Annotated in this window: 15 protein-coding genes; 14 read left to right on the forward strand and 1 reads right to left on the reverse strand. The window is 59.0% G+C overall.

Features of this window, described 5'->3' with window-relative positions; translation table 11 throughout:
- Positions 1–11 precede the first annotated feature (11 nt).
- On the reverse strand, positions 12–5,372 hold the full coding sequence (locus KUIN1_RS06590; protein WP_152091891.1) for an AvrE-family type 3 secretion system effector: 5,361 nt from the start codon (positions 5,370–5,372) through the stop codon (positions 12–14).
- Between the two features lie 219 nt (positions 5,373–5,591).
- Here KUIN1_RS06590 and KUIN1_RS06595 point away from each other — a divergent pair, with 219 nt between their 5' ends.
- The 14 genes from KUIN1_RS06595 to KUIN1_RS06660 all read left to right on the forward strand — a co-directional run bounded on the left by KUIN1_RS06595 (position 5,592) and on the right by KUIN1_RS06660 (position 17,331).
- On the forward strand, positions 5,592–7,115 hold the full coding sequence (locus tag KUIN1_RS06595; protein ID WP_116800199.1) for a lytic transglycosylase domain-containing protein: 1,524 nt from the start codon (positions 5,592–5,594) through the stop codon (positions 7,113–7,115).
- Positions 7,116–8,189: 1,074 nt separating this feature from the next.
- On the forward strand, positions 8,190–9,134 hold the full coding sequence (gene hrpR / locus KUIN1_RS06600; RefSeq protein ID WP_011266877.1) for a transcriptional regulator HrpR: 945 nt from the start codon (positions 8,190–8,192) through the stop codon (positions 9,132–9,134).
- A gap of 45 nt (positions 9,135–9,179) precedes the next feature.
- Entirely contained in the window at positions 9,180–10,088 is a 909-nt protein-coding gene (hrpS, locus tag KUIN1_RS06605) for a transcriptional regulator HrpS (RefSeq protein ID WP_024651703.1), read from the forward strand.
- Between the two features lie 92 nt (positions 10,089–10,180).
- Complete coding sequence (locus tag KUIN1_RS06610; protein ID WP_003314134.1) at positions 10,181–10,507, forward strand: Hrp pili protein HrpA; 327 nt, start codon at positions 10,181–10,183, stop codon at positions 10,505–10,507.
- A gap of 52 nt (positions 10,508–10,559) precedes the next feature.
- Complete coding sequence (hrpZ, locus tag KUIN1_RS06615; RefSeq protein ID WP_011266879.1) at positions 10,560–11,591, forward strand: type III secretion system effector HrpZ; 1,032 nt, start codon at positions 10,560–10,562, stop codon at positions 11,589–11,591.
- Positions 11,592–11,618: 27 nt separating this feature from the next.
- Positions 11,619–11,993 (forward strand): type III secretion system inner rod subunit SctI, encoded by a 375-nt coding sequence (sctI, locus tag KUIN1_RS06620; protein ID WP_003314135.1) that lies wholly within the window; start codon positions 11,619–11,621, stop codon positions 11,991–11,993.
- 8 nt (positions 11,994–12,001) lie between these two features.
- Positions 12,002–12,808, forward strand: coding sequence for a type III secretion system inner membrane ring lipoprotein SctJ (gene sctJ, locus KUIN1_RS06625; RefSeq protein ID WP_011266880.1), 807 nt, complete (start codon positions 12,002–12,004; stop codon positions 12,806–12,808).
- Positions 12,808–13,335, forward strand: a complete 528-nt coding sequence (locus KUIN1_RS06630) for a type III secretion protein (protein ID WP_011266881.1) — start codon at positions 12,808–12,810, stop codon at positions 13,333–13,335. The genes sctJ and KUIN1_RS06630 overlap by 1 nt, the downstream gene beginning before the upstream one ends.
- Before the next feature lie 34 nt (positions 13,336–13,369).
- Positions 13,370–13,951 carry a type III secretion system stator protein SctL gene (sctL, locus tag KUIN1_RS06635; protein WP_011266882.1) on the forward strand — a complete coding sequence of 194 codons (582 nt, stop codon included), beginning with the start codon at positions 13,370–13,372 and terminating at the stop codon, positions 13,949–13,951.
- A gap of 83 nt (positions 13,952–14,034) precedes the next feature.
- Positions 14,035–14,259, forward strand: a complete 225-nt coding sequence (locus KUIN1_RS06640) for a type III secretion protein (RefSeq protein ID WP_003314139.1) — start codon at positions 14,035–14,037, stop codon at positions 14,257–14,259.
- Positions 14,237–14,677 (forward strand): type III secretion system protein HrpG, encoded by a 441-nt coding sequence (locus tag KUIN1_RS06645; protein ID WP_004418828.1) that lies wholly within the window; start codon positions 14,237–14,239, stop codon positions 14,675–14,677. Before KUIN1_RS06640 ends, KUIN1_RS06645 begins: the two co-directional genes overlap by 23 nt.
- A gap of 1 nt (position 14,678) precedes the next feature.
- Positions 14,679–16,781, forward strand: a complete 2,103-nt coding sequence (gene sctC, locus KUIN1_RS06650) for a type III secretion system outer membrane ring subunit SctC (protein WP_054092891.1) — start codon at positions 14,679–14,681, stop codon at positions 16,779–16,781.
- Positions 16,778–16,981, forward strand: a complete 204-nt coding sequence (gene hrpT, locus KUIN1_RS06655) for an HrpT family type III secretion system protein (RefSeq protein WP_003314144.1) — start codon at positions 16,778–16,780, stop codon at positions 16,979–16,981. The genes sctC and hrpT overlap by 4 nt, the downstream gene beginning before the upstream one ends.
- Positions 16,982–16,983: 2 nt before the next feature.
- Positions 16,984–17,331, forward strand: a complete 348-nt coding sequence (locus tag KUIN1_RS06660; protein WP_003339817.1) for a negative regulator of hrp expression HrpV — start codon at positions 16,984–16,986, stop codon at positions 17,329–17,331.
- The last annotated feature ends 589 nt before the right edge of the window (positions 17,332–17,920 follow it).

Here is a 17,920-nt window from a genome sequence, read left to right on the forward strand (position 1 = left end):
TGTTTCAACTATCAGCTTTTGACTTCGAAGCCCGACAGTTTCAACTCGCCTGCCGCCTCTTTCAGCGACGCCGAGGGCCGCGACAGTTCCCCGTCGAACGTGTAGCCGATGGGTTTGTCCTGATCTTCGCCATAGATGAAATTGATCCGCCCGAGGGGCTTGTTCACGCTCAACGACGCGCCGCTATTGTAGCTGATCAGTGGCGTGGGTGACGTGAAGTTCTCGGTCTGCCGTGGGGTATGGAACACCACCAGCCTTTTGATCCTCATGTTGTTGCGATTTTCCAGAAGGCCGGAGAGTTCGGTCTGCGTCAGCGTACCCCTGCGGCTGCCTTCGTCGATCTCGTCGATCAGCGAGTCTTTCGGTTCAAGGCGTATCCGGGCGAGGGTGCCCTGGCTGTTTTCAAGCTGCTTGACCATGGCGCTGAGCGTCGGGTCCTGACGCATATACTCGGCGACTCTGGCCGCATTGCCTGGCGCACTGGCGTCACGTAACGAACCCATGATTCTGGTGAGGATACTTTCCTTGCTCAGGCCGGACAGGCTGGTCTTGCTGGTTTCGAAGCGGGCATTGTCCAGCACACTGTGATTGTTGATCGACGCTTCGTGTTGCACGCCTGCCCGTTTCAGGTCTCGAAGCGCCTTGTATTGCGTGTCGTTCTGCGACGGTCTCTCGGCAAACAGCGCTTTGAGCCCGTCAAGTCGTGCCTGAATGGCCTGCTCAGGGTTCATGTCGACGTAAAGAGCGTTCAGCGGATTCTGCAGCTCTGCAAGGCGGGCTGTCGTGGCTTTGTCCTTGAAGGCTGCACCGAGACTTTTCGACAGTTTGTCCAGGCTCTCGGTGGTCATCGGGGTCGCTACGTTAAAGCGGAACTTGACCCGTTTGACGGTTTTGTCATCAATGGTCACGTTCGCTGCGACCCCCAGGTTATTGGCCGCCGATTGAGTCGCCGGTGTCGGTCCGGCGGCGGAGGTCGGGGTCGCTGTGGAGTTGCTATGCGTGCCACTGATCTGCCCTCGTGCCTGCCCGCCGAAGATCAGGCTGTTGAAAAAGCGCGGCCGGTTCTTGCCGCCGTCGCGCAGTTCTGTCTTGTCGTTCTTCTGGGTCAGTGAGTAATCGGTGTAGCTCAGCAGATTGACCGTGACATTCGCCGCCACGCCCAGACGCGCAACCGCAGAAAGCGGCGCGCTGTCGGCCTCCGACAGGCCGAAGCCGACGCGCATATCAGCGCTGAAGCCTGTGGTGATATCGAAATTGAAGCGGCGCGCTTCATAGGTTTCGTGGTCCTTGACTTTGTTCAACAGCTGCAAGGGGTTGAGCTTGCCTTCGAACAGGTCATCGACGAACCCGTCGATTTCGTCGTCCGCCACATTGAAGATCACCCCGGCACGCTGGCTGGCGGCAGCGGTTGCGGTCACGTCTGCGCCAAGACGGAAGTTCGGCGTCATCTTGCGGTTGTTACCGATATCGACGCTGCGGGCAGGGTGGTTTTCGTCGAAGAACCCCGGCCAGTAATCCTTGCCGCCGCCCACGCCGCCGTTGACATTGCCGGCCGCTTCTCTCGTCAGGTACAGGGTCACGCCGCCTTCGCAACGTTCGGCACTGAAGAGGTAGTTGCGATTGCCGGTAGCGCCGGCGTTCGGCCACGGGCCTGTCGACTTGTCGGCAAGGACGACCCACGGGCTGGTCAGGTTCAGCCCGTAACTGCGTTGCACGCCGATTTCATCGTCGCCGTGCTCCAGGTTTTTGAGCATGGCCTTGAGCGTGTCGGCCAGTTCGGACTGATTCTGGCTGCCGGTTGCCGCGCGCATATTGACGCTGACCGCGTGGTCGGATTTTTTGAGTGCGTTCGAGAACGCCTTGACTGCGTCATACGCGCCTTCCAGTGCTGCGTTATCGGTAAAGCCCATATCGGTGACCTGCTTGACCGGGTTCTCGCCATAGGTCACATCGCGTAACGAGGTCAATTCCGCTTGCAGCCTGGGCAGGTCGCTGCTGCGTGCCAGTAGCTCAACCTTGCCGATCAGCGCGCCGAGGTCGTTCAGGGTGACCAGATCCAGCGCCAGGCGGGCCTTGCTCAGCCCGTGATCTTCGTTGGCATCGCGGCGTTGGCCCAGGCCGATATCGGTCTTGGTGTGAGAAAGCTTCACCCCGTTGTCTTTCAGCAGCTTGAGCGTTCTGGCCGTCGGGTTTTCTGCGGACGGGGCGATCCGGGTCAGGGCGTCATCCAGCTCTTTGACGAAATCATGGCCGGAGCTTTTGAAGTTAAGTATTGATCCCAATTCGGCCAGTTTTTTGCCGAGCTGGGTGCGTTTCGACGGTTTTGCCAATGCGCTGTGCTGGTTGAGCACACCGTCGTTCTGTTTCAGGTTCTTGAGCTTGCCGTAATCCTTGCCAATGTTTTCCAACGCAGTCCTGGCGTGCTTTTCCAGTTCGTCGCGGAATACTTCGAGTTCTTTTGCCAGCTCAGCGCCTTCAGGGCCAAGCTGCAGGCGCGCAATTCGCGCTTTCAGATCGTTGCCCGGGGTCGGCGGTGCGCCAGCGGCTTCATGAACCAGTTCAAGTTGTTTGAACGCGATCAGCTCTTTTTTGTAGAGCTCCTTCAGGCCCTCGCGACCATGATAGCGATGCTGGATGTTGTTGCCGACGTTCTTCATCCAGCGAGGCGGTTCCAGCGTGTGCTTGTAAACGTTGGCGCGAATGGCCTCGCTGGCGGTGGGGCGATTGCTTTTCTCCATGCCGCTGCGCCCGAATGCATTGATGTCCAGATTTGCTGTCAACCCGGTGCCTGGAATTCGCCAGGTCTTGTGCGCGCGCGTGATGCGGTTGTAAACGTCGTTCAAGCCGTTTTTTTCTACGGGACGCTGTTCGAACGCTTGCCACTGCCCCTCTTTGAGTTGCATCAGGCCTTGACCGGCGGCGTCCTCGACCTGGACGCTCAAGCGATTGTCATCATTGCTGTACAGCGCTTTGACCGGTTGCCCGTCGGGCGCTGCCAGCGGCGTCCATTTGGCGGCCAACTGGCCTCCGAATCGGGTTGCCTGCCATGCCTCTCTGGGCATGCAATACAGCTTGCCGGTGCTGCTCAGCGTGTAAAGATTATGCTTTTCGTCCAGGGCCAGATCTTTGATGTCTCCGTCAATTGCGGAGGTATCCAGATCAATGGGTTTGTGGTCCTTGCTATGGGCCGTCAGTCTGTTCTGATCATCGAGCGCGACAAAGCGCTTGTCGCTGACCATGGCAAAGGCGGTCACGACCCGATTCTCCAGCCCTGCGATTTCCTTGCCCATCGCCACCTTGGTCGAGCGCGCTATCTGGGCCAGTGCCGTATTGTGGTCGAAGGCGACATTGGGGTGTTTAGGGGCCACGTCGAGCCTGAGCAGCTTGCCACCTTTCAACACGTAGGCGTTGCTGTCGGCTCCGCGCTGCAAGCGATCGACATCCTTGATGCCTGCGTCTTTCCAGCACTGCGGCGTCGCGTCCCAACGCTGGATGCGACCGGCGTTCAGACCGACCAGTCCGGCACGGTCGAGGTGCAGGCGATCGGCACCGACGGGTGCTGGCATAACCGTCAGGCCGCGTGTGTTGTCCAGGACCAGCGCATTGGTCAGATTCCAGCCACTTTCCAGCTTCGCACCCTGCTCGTCGAGCGCATGGGAGTGCACCTCGCCCTGACGATTCCTGATCAGTGCGTGCACGCGACCGTCATCGCCGCTGATGAATCCGCTGACGCTGTTGTGGCCGCCCATTGGTTGATCGTCCAGCCTGTAGCCGGCCCGTTCTGGCATCAGGCGCAACGTTGGCTCGTTGCTTTCGAAGGCGCTGCGATCAGTGCTGTAAAGCCTGCCCTGCGTGTCGGCAATAAATAGCCTGTCGTTGCTCAGGGCGACTTCGGCGGCCTGTGCCTGACCACCGTCGAGTTCCAGGGTTTTGGTTTTTTTCGGGGTCAGCCCACCAATCACCGGGCTCATGTCGGTGAGCAGGACGGTCTGCACATCCGAGCCGCTGAGCAGTGCCGCGGTATCGTCAGGTGCGACCGAAAATGACTTCAGGTCGTTGAAATCGGCATGCGGCATGAACGGGCTGGAGAGATCGACGACAACATCGTCACTTTTGGCGTAGACCGAGCCGTTGCCTCCGGTTATCAGGCGGTTGAAGGCGATGTCCTCGATTTCATCCACCGGCTTCCAGCGTGCGGCGAGCGGTTCGAACTGGTACAGCCGGTCTTCGTGCACGCGCAGGCGGTCGCCGTTGGTGGTCTGATGGACGTCGGTGAGGTGGGCGATATGGGCCTTGCCTGGCAACTCCTGGCTGCGCCGCCCGTCAAGGGTGTCGAGATGAATGTGATTTTCTTCACGCTGCATGTTCACCGGCGGAGGTTTCCCGCCTGCCACCGGCAGTGTTGGCTCGCTGCTGCGGATGACCGCCAGCGAGCTGTCACCTTGCGCCAGATGCAGCAGATGCCCGTTGGCTTGCAACAGTTGATGGTCCTGCACGCCTTGCTCACTCTGCTGCGCCAGATAGGTTTGTCCGGGCTTGGCGAGTATGTCGTTCAGCAAAGCGGCCATGCCGGGCGTCTTGAATGAAGAGAAATCCGGCTTGCCATCGGCACTCAGCCTGATAGTGGCCTGTGGTCGCGTATCGCGTATCAGTTGCTCGCTCCTGAGCTCGGAGCGCCCGCCGGTGCTACTTTCCAGCCCGGTATTGCGGCGTGCGAGCGGCCCATCAGGATCGTCGGCTTGGGTACCGGAACTGCTAGCCGTGTTCGGGTCTACAGGCTGCATTGACTGGCGTGTGCCATCGGGGCCTTGCAGACGGCCGCCGGGGTTACGGCGTTCACGCATCGCGCTGGCGACCGCCTCTTCGTCAGTCATGGGCTCTGCGGCTAGCTGCTCTGAGGCGCTGCGTGTGAGCTGATCCTGCGGAAGATTGAACGTGACACGGCGATTGTTGCGGGGGGCAGTGTCTGCCCGCGTCGATCCTTGTTCTATTTCATGCTTCGTCGTTCCTGAGGTGTTCGCACGGGTGCGCAGAATTGACTTGGGGGGAGGATCGTTGCGCGGCGGCGGGTTATCTGGCAGACGAGTGTCACGACTGGTGTTTCTGCCCGCCTCGCGACTGGAGCGCGGTGGTGAGCTTGAGGGGGGTTGCGTACTGGGCGGTCTGGCTGCCGACTGCCGGGGTGCCCTGGATTTCTGGAACACCTTACCGACGCTTTTCAGCAGCCGTTTTCCCATACTGCCCAGCGAATGTGAGGAGCGCTGGGTCGGCTGTTCGGTTTGCTGCCGGATATTTGAAGGGTTGTCGGCTCTTGCTGTCGCTTCTGGCGCAATGACGTTTCCGGTATTGCGGTTGACCGTTGGTGCCTGCACGGTGCATCTCCCTTTCCATTTGCCGCCCGACGACGGCGATTGTGTAACCCTTTTGAAAAGTCCTTCAGCTCCTGTGTGGCATGGGGAAGGCACCGGTTCCACAGAAAAACAGCTGGCTGAAACGTTTCAGGCTTGTGCGTACGCAAGCGAAATACGCCTTGCACGGAACTGGAAAGGCGGGCGTGCCACGTAGGGGGACACGTTCAGGACATTCCGCACATGGCCGCCGTTGCCCTCCACGTTTCGTCTCCTCGTTTGCTGGCTCGTTCGGTACAGATCGCCGTTCTGGCCCTGGGGGCGCTGTGTGTGGGCTGTCAGTCAGTCGATGACTCACCGTCGCGCCTGGACCGCTTGCCGCGACTGGTCGCCGGGCTGGGGTATCGCTCGGCCGACGCGCAGGCCGACCCCCTGGCTGCAACGACTGTTGCCGATTTGCCCGTCTACAACGGCGAGGACGTTTGGCAACGGGTGGCGCAGCGATGCCGGCTGGTGGACGGGCAGGGCGTCAATGAACGTATCGCTCGCCAGCGTGACTGGTTGCTGAACAATCGCGGTTTTCTGACCGGGGCCAGCAAGCGCGCCACGCCTTACCTGCATTTCATTGTCGAACGTCTCGATGAACGCAACATGCCACTGGAACTGGCGCTGCTGCCCATGATCGAGAGCTCCTACAATCCCTTGGCCAACTCCCCGGCGGCGGCAGCGGGCCTCTGGCAGTTCATCCCGTCTACCGGTCGCCAGTTCAACTTGAACCAGAGCGCTACCTACGACGCCCGCCGCGATGTTGTCGCGTCAAGCAAGGCGGCGATGGACTATCTGACTCGCCTGCATGATCAGTTCAATAACGACTGGCTGTTGGCACTGGCGGCCTATAACGCAGGCGAGGGCACGGTTGCACGAGCGATCGACGCCAACCGTCGACGTGGCATGCCTGTCGACTACTGGCATTTGAATTTACCCCGGGAAACCCAGGACTACGTTCCGCGCCTGCTGGCACTTTCGCTGGTGGTGCGCAATCCAGGCGCCTACGGCGTGCAACTGACGCCGGTCGCCAACATGCCGTATTTCGATGTGGTTGAGCTCAACCACACGGTAGACCTGACTCAGCTCGCCGCCACCACCGGGGTAGACGAGGCACAGTTGTTGCGCCTCAACCCGGCATTCCTGCGAAAAAAGACCCCGGATGGCCCGGGACGTTTGCTGATTCCCAAGACCCACACGCAGGTGTTGACGGCAGGTATCGAGCGGATCACCGGAGAGTCGCCGACAACCGCTGTCATCCCGGCAAGTCCCGGAAAGCGTGTGATCGAGCGTCAGCCAGCGTCACAGGTGGCCGAGCGCGCTCCGACGCCTGAACCGTTGCAGGCACCAGGGCGCGAGCAGACGGCAGGCCTGATGCAGGTGCTTGAGCGCGAGCCGGCACCGGAATCGGTGCAGCCGGTCAGGCGTGAACCGCAACCGAAAGTCGTCCAGGTTGCCAGGCAGGAGCCCTTGCCCGGCCCCGCGCAACCCGTTCAGGCTGCCGAACAGGTAACTGTGTCCGACCCCATCCAGCCTGCGCGTCAGGCGTCGTCGCAGGCGACAAACGAGCGTTCGCTACTGGACCGCCGGATACAAAAGAGGCTGTACATTGATGACCGTTCGTCGCCACGCAAGCGCGACGAGATCGCGTATCGCGATGAGCCGCGTGAGCTGCCGAACGGTCCTCGTGTCGTGGTGTACGCCAGCGATCCACGCCAATAACCTCTCGATTTTTTTCTCCTGAGCGCTTAAAGCACCTGAAAATTGCCCTTTTTTAGTGCTTTTTCGCGTTCCCAGCGCGTGCCCGAAACCTTCGAATAAAAAATTTTGCCCCTTTTTTTGCCTTTATAGGGACGTAAAAAGGGTGGCGGACCAAGCTTTACCAAATATGTTTCTCAATGGCTCACACAAACTTTGTAAAGAATTGTAAGGAAATACTTACACATTTTTTGAAACAATCTCAGTGATGATGAGGTATCAGCGCTGCTTATTGTGAGAGGCGTTCATAACGCTATAAGCCTGGATTGCCAGATTGTCCTACAGTGAATCCTTTCAGCGACTTAGCCATTTTCAAAACCTGCAAATACGCATTCTGAAAAGGCCACGCGTTCGGATTACCGAATGCATGGGTGGCAAAAAGCTATCGCGAGATGAGCCCAAAAAATGGGAGGGTTATGGATCCAACCAGATCAGAGATGCGCCATCGTTCGGAAATCCGACTGTGGTCTTGTTTGTATTAGTCCAGTTGTCGGGTTCTGTCTTGCAACCGATTCTCCCTATTTGGACGTGTGGAGTAAGTTGAACGTCAACTGGTTTTTACATGAGTGTGTTAGTTGTGAGTGTGTGGAAAGTTAATACAATACGTTCGTACAAATGACTGTTTTGGTGTGCTCATCTTTTATGGCTGTAAAGAACTAACGTGCTGCGGCGCCTATTAAGTGTGCTGCCAGGTTCATGGCGTGGCTATCTGTTTTTTCTGCGATTGGCAAGTTACAAATTTTTCTATTTCATTATGACTCATGATCGGGCATACGGCTGGATCCCCCGCAGCCACGGGAGCTGCAGCGACGAATGGTCAGCGTAAGCCTATGATAGTTTTGGAATAAGTATATATTGATAGTGTCATTTTAAAGCGCTTTCGCTATACCGAGTGAGTCTTTAGGTTCTGGTGCTACTTGATAGTCATTCTCGAATTTGTGAAATTTTTCACAGTCCGTGGGGAACTAAATGACTATATGTGTGCCTTGTAAGACGTGGTATTAATATCCCGCCTCCCTCCCGCCATGAGAGTGATCGATGAGCACAGACATTGATAACGACGTTCTAACGTGTTGCAACGTAACTGCATTATCGGCCGGTCATCAAATTGTAATGAACAGCGTGCTAATGGATATGGACTTGCTTCTTTGCGGAGAAACCGGCACCGGCAAAGATACCCTGGCCAGCCGGATTCACGAGCTGTCGAGCAGGACCGGGCCTTTTGTCGGCATGAACTGTGCGGCCATCCCCGAATCGTTGGCAGAGAGCCAGTTGTTCGGAGTGGTCAATGGTGCGTTCACCGGCGTGTGTCGGGCTCGCGAGGGCTACATCGAAGCCTCCAGCGGCGGCACCCTCTATCTGGATGAAATCGACAGCATGCCGTTGAGCCTTCAGGCCAAGCTCTTGCGGGTGCTGGAAAGCAGGGGCGTCGAGCGACTCGGCTCGACCGACTTCATACCACTGGATCTGCGAGTGATTGCTTCGGCCCAGCGTCCGCTGGATGAACTGGTGGAACAAGGACTTTTTCGTCGTGACCTGTTTTTCAGGCTCAATGTGCTGACACTGCAGTTGCCGGCCTTGCGCAAGCGTCGCGAGCAGATTTTGCCATTGTTCGACCAGTTCACCCAGGACGTCGCCGCAGAATCCGGCCGTTCCGTTCCAACGCTCGACAATCGACGTGTACAGATCCTGTTGAGCCATGACTGGCCCGGCAACGTGCGCGAACTGAAGTCGGCTGCCAAGCGATTTGTCTTGGGGTTGCCGTTGCTGGGCGCTGAGCCGGTCGAAGCGCGTGACCCGGTAACAGGGCTGCGCATGCAGATGCGCGTCATCGAGAAAATGCTCATTCAGGATGCCTTGAAGCGACATCGGCACAATTTCGACGCTGTGCTCGAGGAGCTCGAGCTGCCCCGGCGCACCCTCTACCACCGCATGAAAGAGCTGGGTGTTGCTTCGCATATCGACCTGGTAGCCGAGTCCTGAATCGCTGCTGCGCTCGCGCAACGCTGATGCCATTGGAGTCATGAAATGAATCTCGATGATGAATTTGACGATCACCTGGATGCGGAGCGCGTACCCAATCTGGGGATCGTCGCCGAAAGTATTTCGCAGCTCGGCATTGATGTCTTGCTGTCGGGCGAGACCGGTACCGGTAAAGACACCATTGCCCGGCGCATTCACAACATGTCCGGGCGCCAAGGTCGTTTCGTCCCGATGAACTGCGCAGCCATTCCGGAATCGCTCGCCGAGAGCGAGCTGTTCGGAGTGGTGAGTGGGGCCTATACCGGCGCCGACCGCTCCCGAATGGGCTACATCGAGGCGGCGCAGGGCGGAACCTTGTACCTGGACGAGATCGATAGCATGCCGCTCGCCCTCCAGGCCAAGCTGCTGAGGGTGCTTGAAACCCGTGCACTGGAGCGTCTGGGTTCGACCTCCACGATCAACCTGGATATCTGTGTGATTGCCTCGGCCCAGGCCTGTCTGGACGACGCCGTCGAAGAGGGGAAGTTTCGGCGCGACCTGTACTTTCGCCTGAACGTGCTGACCCTCAAACTGCCGCCGCTGCGCGATCAGCCCGAGCGTATCCTGCCGCTGTTCACCCGTTTTGTGGCGGCGTCGGCCAAAGAACTGAGCGTCCCGATTCCCGATGTATGTCCGTTGCTTCAGCAGGTACTGACGGGGCATCATTGGCCCGGCAATATCCGCGAGCTCAAGGCCGCTGCAAAGCGCCGTGTGTTGGGCTTTCCTCTGCTCGGGGCTGACTCGCAGACCGAAGAGCACCTGGCGTGCGGGCTCAAGTTCCAGCTGCGAGCGATCGAAAAGGCCTTGATTCAGCAAGCGCTCAAGCGCCACCGCAATTGCATCGACGCGGCCAGCCTGGAGCTCGATATCCCACGTCGTACGCTCTACCGCCGCATCAAGGAATTGAGCATCTGATTTTTTGCAGAAGATCTGGAACCGATTCGCGGACACCGGCCACCTAGCTGTACCAAGCAATTACGCTGGTACAGACGAAGGGGTATGACGTTATGACTATCATGAGTTCTCTGGCGGGTGCAGGTCGCGGTGTCGTCAACACGATCGGTGGTGCCGCTCAGGGCATCAACAGCGTAAAGAGCAGCGCCGACCGTAATGCTGCACTGGTGAGCAACACCGGCAGCACTGACAGTATCGACGCGACCCGTTCCAGCATCAGCAAAGGCGATGCAAAAAGTGCCGAGCTTGACGGTACCGCGAACGAAGAGAACGGCCTGCTGCGCGAATCGAGCATGCTGGCGGGCTTTGAGGACAAGAAAGAGGCGCTTTCCAACCAGATCGTCGCAAGCAAGATCCGGAACTCGGTCGTCCAGTTCTGATTTCTTGAAGCCCCTTCGTGCCTGAGGGGGCTGCTACTTTGAGGAGGTTGTGATGCAGAGTCTCAGTCTTAACAGCAGCTCGCTGCAAACCCCGGCAATGGCCCTTGTCCTGGTGCGTCCTGAAACCGAGACGACTGGCGCCAGTTCGTCGAGCAAGGCGCTTCAGGAAGTTGTCGTGAAGCTGGCCGAGGAACTGATGCGCAACGGTCAACTCGACGACAGCTCGCCATTGGGCAAACTGCTGGCCAAGTCGATGGCCGCGGATGGCAAGGCAGGCGGCGGTATCGAGGATGTCATCGCTGCGCTGGACAAGCTGATCCATGAAAAGCTGGGTGACAACTTCGGCGCGTCTGCGGACAACGCCTCGGGTACCGGACAGCAGGACCTGATGACTCAGGTGCTCAATGGCCTGGCCAAGTCGATGCTCGATGATCTTTTGACCAAGCAGGATGGCGGGACAAGCTTCTCCGAAGACGATATGCCGATGCTGAACAAGATCGCGCAGTTCATGGATGACAATCCCGCACAGTTTCCCAAGCCGGACTCGGGTTCCTGGGTGAACGAACTCAAGGAAGACAACTTCCTTGATGGCGACGAAACGGCTGCATTCCGCTCGGCACTCGACATCATTGGCCAGCAACTGGGTAATCAGCAGAGTGGCACTGGCGGTCTGGCGGGGACGGGTGGAGGTCTGGGCACTCCGAGCAGTTTTTCCAGCAACTCGTCCGGTGTGAAGGGTGACCCGCTGATCGACGCCAATACCGGTCCCGGTGACAGCGGCACTACCAGTGGAGAAGCGGGGCAACTGATCGGCGAGCTTATCGACCGTGGCCTGCAATCGGTATTGGCCGGTGGTGGACTGGGCACACCCGTAAACACCCCGCAGACCGGCACGGCGGCGAATGGCGGACAGTCCGCGCAGGATCTTGACCAGTTGCTGGGCGGCTTGCTGCTCAAGGGCCTTGAAGCGACGCTCAAGGACGCCGGACAAACCGCTACCGACGTGCAGTCGAGCGCTGCGCAAATCGCCACCTTGCTGGTCAGTACGCTGCTGCAAGGCACCCGCAATCAGGCCGCGGCCTGACCGACACCCGCCTGACGGAGAACTCACGTGACCATTTCCCACCTTGGTAATGTTAAAAGCATCTCGCCGGAACTCGGGCAGGATGTGCCACAGGGGCTCGTTTCAGAACCGGCCCAGGCGGATGTCGACATCTTCACCGCTGCCACGCAGCCGGACGGCGTTTCGAGCGGAGCGCCGCTTTCCGAGCATATCGCCAGCGCAATTTCCGGCGGTCTGGGCGAAACCGAAAAAATGTCTCAGCAAGCAATGCGGTCGATGAAGAAAGCCTCCGGGACTGGAGATGCGCTGGATATCGCGGCGATGACCAGGACCCTGTCGCAATGCTCGTTGCAGACTGCGCTCACGACCAAGGTGGTGAGCAAGACTGCGCAGGCGCTCGACAAGCTGACTAACTTGCAGTAGAGGTTTCCGTGAAATTTCTGAGCGCAGGGCTGCTGCTGATTTGCATGGTATTGCTCGGCGGCTGCAGTGATGAAACCGATCTGTTCACCGGCTTGTCCGAGCAGGACTCCAACGAGGTCGTTGCCCGTCTTGCCGATCAGCATATCGACGCGCGTAAACGTCTGGAAAAAACCGGCGTTGTCGTCACCGTCGCGACCAGCGACATGAACCGCGCCGTCAGGGTGCTCAATGCTGCCGGCCTGCCACGCCAGTCTCGCGCCAGTCTGGGGGATATCTTCAAGAAAGAAGGGGTCATTTCGACCCCGCTCGAAGAGCGCGCCCGCTACATCTATGCCCTGTCTCAGGAACTCGAAGCGACGCTTTCGCAGATAGACGGCGTCATCGTTGCCAGGGTGCACGTGGTACTTCCGGAACGCATCGCACCGGGTGAACCGGTGCAACCTGCCTCTGCTGCGGTGTTCATCAAACACTCCGCAGCGCTTGACCCGGACAGCGTGCGTGGGCGCATTCAACAGATGGTCGCCAGCAGTATCCCCGGCATGTCGACGCAATCGGCAGAGTCGAAAAAGTTTTCCATTGTGTTCGTACCGGCTACCGAGTTTCAGGAAACCACGCAGTGGGTCAGTTTCGGACCGTTCAAGCTGGACAGCGCCAATCTGCCGTTCTGGAACCTGATGCTTTGGCTGGTACCGGTTGGCCTGGCGGTGTTGTTGCTGATCATCGCGCTGCTGTTGCGCAGTGACTGGCGCGCCTCGGTCCTTGGGCGGATCGGCCTTGCCGGCCGTAGCCGCTCGACCGTACCGGCGCGCGCCTGATGGACCTGACCGCCGAGGACTATTGGACTCAGTGGTGGTGCAACCCCTGGCCTTGGGCGCATCCAGGCTGGCAAAGCCGGTTCGCTGAGCGCTGCGGACTGACCGTCAGCGACTGTGAAGCGCTCATGGTCAGCCGTCACGGCGTGTTTCTGCAGAGTGTCGGCATCATGCCAAGTCAACCGCCAATGCCTGCAGAGCCGGTGTTGAACTGGCTGGCGCTGACACCCGCGCAGCGTGATCAGGCGCTGGATCTGGCGCAGCGCATCTGTTTTTCCCGTAACGAAAGCGACGGCGATGACGGGCAGTGGTGCTGGGCGCTGACCAAGGCGTTGCGCCCTGGTGTCTGGCTGGAGCTGGAGCATGAAGATGCGCGCTTGCTGTTGGGTGCCTGGCTCGGGCCTGAGTATTGGTCGCGATTGCGTCTGGCCTGGGCGCCCGATGAGGTCGCCGAGAGGCCTTGCGCGGCCCCCGAAAATAAACTTCAGACGCTGTGGCAGGCTGTTCTATGGCGTGTCACCGCGGCCTGAATATCCGCTTCCCTCTGCATCAGGAATTCGCACCATGCTTGCCAAACGCAGTATTACCCTGACTGCCGACGCGGTGCTGCCCGAGCCGGTATTGCGCCGTGAATACATCGCCAACAGCCTGCTGGCTCGCGATATTCTGACTGACGCGCAACGTCAGGCGGAGCAGATGCTGGTACTTGAGCAGGCTAAAGCCGATCGTCGGCATCAGGAGGCGCTTGCGCAGTTCTGGGAGCGCGCCAATGCCTTTCTGGACGAGCTGCACGTCCAGCGCGAAGCCTTGCAGCAGCAGGCCATGACTGCTGTAGAGGAGCTGCTGACTGAGGCATTGAGCCAGTTACTCGACGAAACGACCCTTGCCGAGCGTGCTCGGGCACTGGTCAGGAACCTGGCAGCCAGCCAGCTTAACGAAGCAGTGGCCACACTCAGCGTTCATCCGGAGATGGCCGAGCCGGTCGCCGAATGGTTGGCAGAGAGCCGTTTTGCCGAGCACTGGGCGCTCAAACGGGATGCGACGCTGGCCACTGAAAGCCTGCGCTTGAGCGACGCCAACGGCGCTTTCGAAATCGATTGGGCAACGCTGCGCAATGGGCTGGCAGGCGCGGAGCCGGCTGCCTGAAACAGACTCTTGCGGCGAAAATGGAACCGCTCCACCTGTTTGCTCCACTCAAGGTTTGAACCTTTCTGATGGAGTATCAGGACATGATAAATTTCAAATCCCTGCAAAATAACCTCGATTCCACGCTCACCCGCGCGTTGTCCGACGTGGATGACGTGCTGGACGGGGGCAATGGGCATTTCACCGCCGACGACATCGATGCCTTCAGTGAGGCGAGCCAGCAGGCTGCGGTCAGCTCCAACATCGCTGATCAATGCCAGCAGGCTGGTTATAAAATGACCAAAAATGTCATCGATGGATTTCAGTGAGTTCGAGGAGGTCGTCGGCCTGTGGCGTGATCAGCGTCCGGCGAGCCCGCTCGACTGCTGGGTCGACGACGCCAACGCACGGCTGGAAAGGGTGGGTGGCGGAGTCCGTTGCAGCATCGAGTTACTCGACCCCTATGACGCCAACGACCCTCAGCGTATCGAAGCATTGCTCAGTCACGGCGGTGCCAGCCTGGCGTGCGCCTGTGACGGCGCGTTCGCCATCGATCCGCAAACGCGCTGCATGGTGCTGGTCAGCTGGATGCCTGGCCCCTGCAGCCTTGCCGATCTGCTGAACCGTCTGGAAAGCCTGGCCAATCAGCGCGCGGCCTTGCTCAGCCTGATGCACACCACTCTGGTCAATTCCGTGCCCGCCTTAGCCGGGCGCACGACCCTCAATCACCGGCAACCGGGAGTTTGAAATGCGCAAGGCCTTGATGTGGTTGCCTTTATTGTTGATCGGGCTGTCCCCCGCCACGTGGGCGGTGACCCCCGAAGCCTGGAAACATACGGCTTACGCCTACGATGCCCGGCAGACCGAGCTGGCGACAGCGCTGGCCGACTTCGCCAAGGAATTCGGCATGGCGCTGGATATGCCGCCCATTCCCGGGGTCCTTGATGACCGGATACGCGCTCAGAGCCCGGAAGAGTTTCTCGACCGCCTGGGCCAGGAATATCACTTCCAGTGGTTTGTGTATAACGACACGTTGTACGTCAGCCCCTCCAGCGAGCACACCTCGGCACGCATCGAAGTGTCATCCGACGCGGTAGATGACCTGCAGACTGCCTTGACCGATGTAGGGCTGCTGGACAAGCGCTTCGGGTGGGGGGTACTGCCGAACGAGGGCGTGGTTCTGGTTCGTGGCCCGGCAAAATATGTGGAACTGGTGCGCGATTACAGCAAGAAAGTCGAAGCGCCGGAAAAGGGCGACAAGCAGGACATCATCGTATTCCCGCTCAAGTACGCCAGTGCCGCGGACCGCACCATTCGCTATCGCGATCAACAACTGGTGGTCGCCGGGGTGGCCAGTATTCTCCAGGATTTGCTGGATACCCGTTCTCGTGGCGGGTCGATCAATGGTATGGATCTGCTGGGGCGAGGCGGTCGCGGTAACGGCCTGGCGGGCGGTGGCAGCCCGGACGCTCCGAGTCTGCCGATGAGCTCCAGCGGCCTCGATACCAATGCGTTGGAGCAGGGCCTCGATCAGGTGCTGCACTATGGCGGCGGCGGCAAAAGCGCTGGAAAAAGCCGCTCTGGCGGTCGGGCCAACATCCGTGTAACGGCCGATGTCCGTAACAACGCCGTGCTGATCTACGACTTGCCCTCGCGCAAGGCCATGTACGAAAAGCTCATCAAAGAGCTGGATGTTTCGCGCAACCTGATCGAAATCGACGCCGTGATCCTCGACATCGATCGCAACGAGCTGGCAGAACTGTCCAGCCGCTGGAACTTCAATGCCGGGAGTGTCAACGGGGGCGCCAACATGTTCGACGCTGGCACCAGCTCCACCCTGTTCATTCAGAACGCCGGCAAGTTCGCTGCCGAACTGCATGCGCTGGAAGGTAACGGTTCAGCCTCGGTGATCGGCAACCCGTCCATTCTTACCCTTGAAAACCAGCCGGCCGTGATCGACTTCAGTCGCACCGAATACCTCACCGCGACGTCGGAACGCGTGGCCAATATCGAGCCCATCACCGCAGGCACCAGTCTGCAGGTGACTCCGCGCTCGCTGGATCACGATGGCAAGCCTCAGGTGCAACTGATCGTCGATATCGAGGATGGTCAGATCGACATCTCCGACATCAATGACACGCAGCCAAGTGTGCGCAAAGGCAATGTCAGTACCCAGGCCGTCATAGCCGAACACGGTTCACTGGTCATCGGCGGTTTCCATGGCCTTGAAGCCAACGACAAGGTCCACAAGGTTCCGTTGCTGGGCGACATCCCCTACATCGGCAAACTGCTGTTCCAGTCCCGCAGCCGCGAACTGAGCCAGCGCGAGCGCCTGTTCATTCTGACGCCAAGACTGATTGGCGACCAGGTCAACCCGGCTCGCTATGTGCAGAACGGCAACCCTCACGATGTCGATGATCAGATGAAAAGGATCAAGGAACGGCGTGACGGCGGTGAGCTGCCTACCCGCGGCGACATTCAGAAAGTCTTCACGCAGATGGTCGATGGCGCTGCGCCAGAGGGCATGCATGATGGCGAAACACTGCCCTTTGAAACCGACAGCCTGTGTGACCCGGGCCAGGGCCTGAGCCTCGATGGCCAGCGCTCGCAATGGTATGCACGCAAGGACTGGGGTGTGGCCGTCGTGGTAGCGCGTAACAATACCGAAAAACCGGTGCGCATCGACGAGAGTCGCTGCGGTGGTCGCTGGGTCATCGGCGTCGCCGCCTGGCCCCACGCATGGCTGCAACCGGGCGAGGAGAGCGAAGTGTATATCGCGGTACGTCAGCCACAGATATCGAAAATGGCCAAAGAGAGCCGGCCATCACTGCTCCGGGGGGCAAAGCCATGAAGATCAGCAGCGTTGCAGTCGTGTTGGTGGTGTTCGCTACCCTGACCGGGTGCGCCACACACGGTTGTTCGGGCACTGCCTGCAAACGTCCGGACTCCACCAGCCGCGAACTGGTCATCTGGTGGCCCCCGGACATGCGTGACGGTCTTGACGATCAGGACCACGAGCGCGATTACACCGTCGTGAAGTTAAGGGACTAGACATGATTGAGGTCGAGGAGAAAACAGCGTTCTACTACAACGTTGCGGCACAGAGCCCTGCGGTCTGGCCGGTGGCAAACGGAGTCTCCTTCGTCAGCCGCCGCGAGCACCATGACTGGGGCATTGCGCTGCACATCGAGGGTCGAGCGCTGCGTCCCGAACAACTCAGAGAGGCGCTGCAACTGAGGTTTTCAGAAGCCGAACGATTCAATGACTACTTTCTGTTCCTGGATATGCGGCGTGATTTCGTCGTGTGGCACGCGGTGAGCGACGCCCCCCATGCCGTCACCAATCTGGATGATATCCGCCGAAACGAACTGATACTGGCAGGCCTGGATCATCTGGCTTAGGAGATAACACCCGAGTGAAAAAAAGACCGCCCCAGTGCAGATGGGGCGGTCTTTTTTTGGGGCAGCTGAAAGCTGCGAGCGGCAAGCCTCAAGCAGTATTGGGGCATCTTGCAGGACGCAGTCAGTAGCAGGAGATAATACGCAGGGAATGGGAGAGGGCTGGTGCATAAGCAACCACCAGGCTCTGTACGTAAAGTGGCTTCGCATCGGTGATGCTGCGTTAAAAACAGGCTCGAGCGCGAGTCCGATCGGAATGCTCATTTACAACACGTAGAGTCGAACGCGACCCCGGCCGTTCCTCGCCTGTTTTTGCCTTGCCTGACCTTCGCTCCCCGATTGTTCGTACAGAGCCTAAAGTCAGTAGGTCAAGATTGCAAAGTGGTATGAACCCCTCGACGTAGTTCGGGACCTGATTTCAGATTCATATCCGCTTTAATGAACAGTATTTGATTGACCTGAAAGATGAGTGATCAACTCCCTACCGTACTAACATCCACAACATACGTGGGCTATCTTTTCGGGCTGACGGTAAGCCCGTCAGCTATTGCATAATCTAATCTATTGCGCAAATGCCATGACGGGCTCCCAG

It is taken from the genome of Pseudomonas sp. KUIN-1 (assembly GCF_009176725.1).
Classification (GTDB): domain Bacteria; phylum Pseudomonadota; class Gammaproteobacteria; order Pseudomonadales; family Pseudomonadaceae; genus Aquipseudomonas; species Aquipseudomonas fragariae.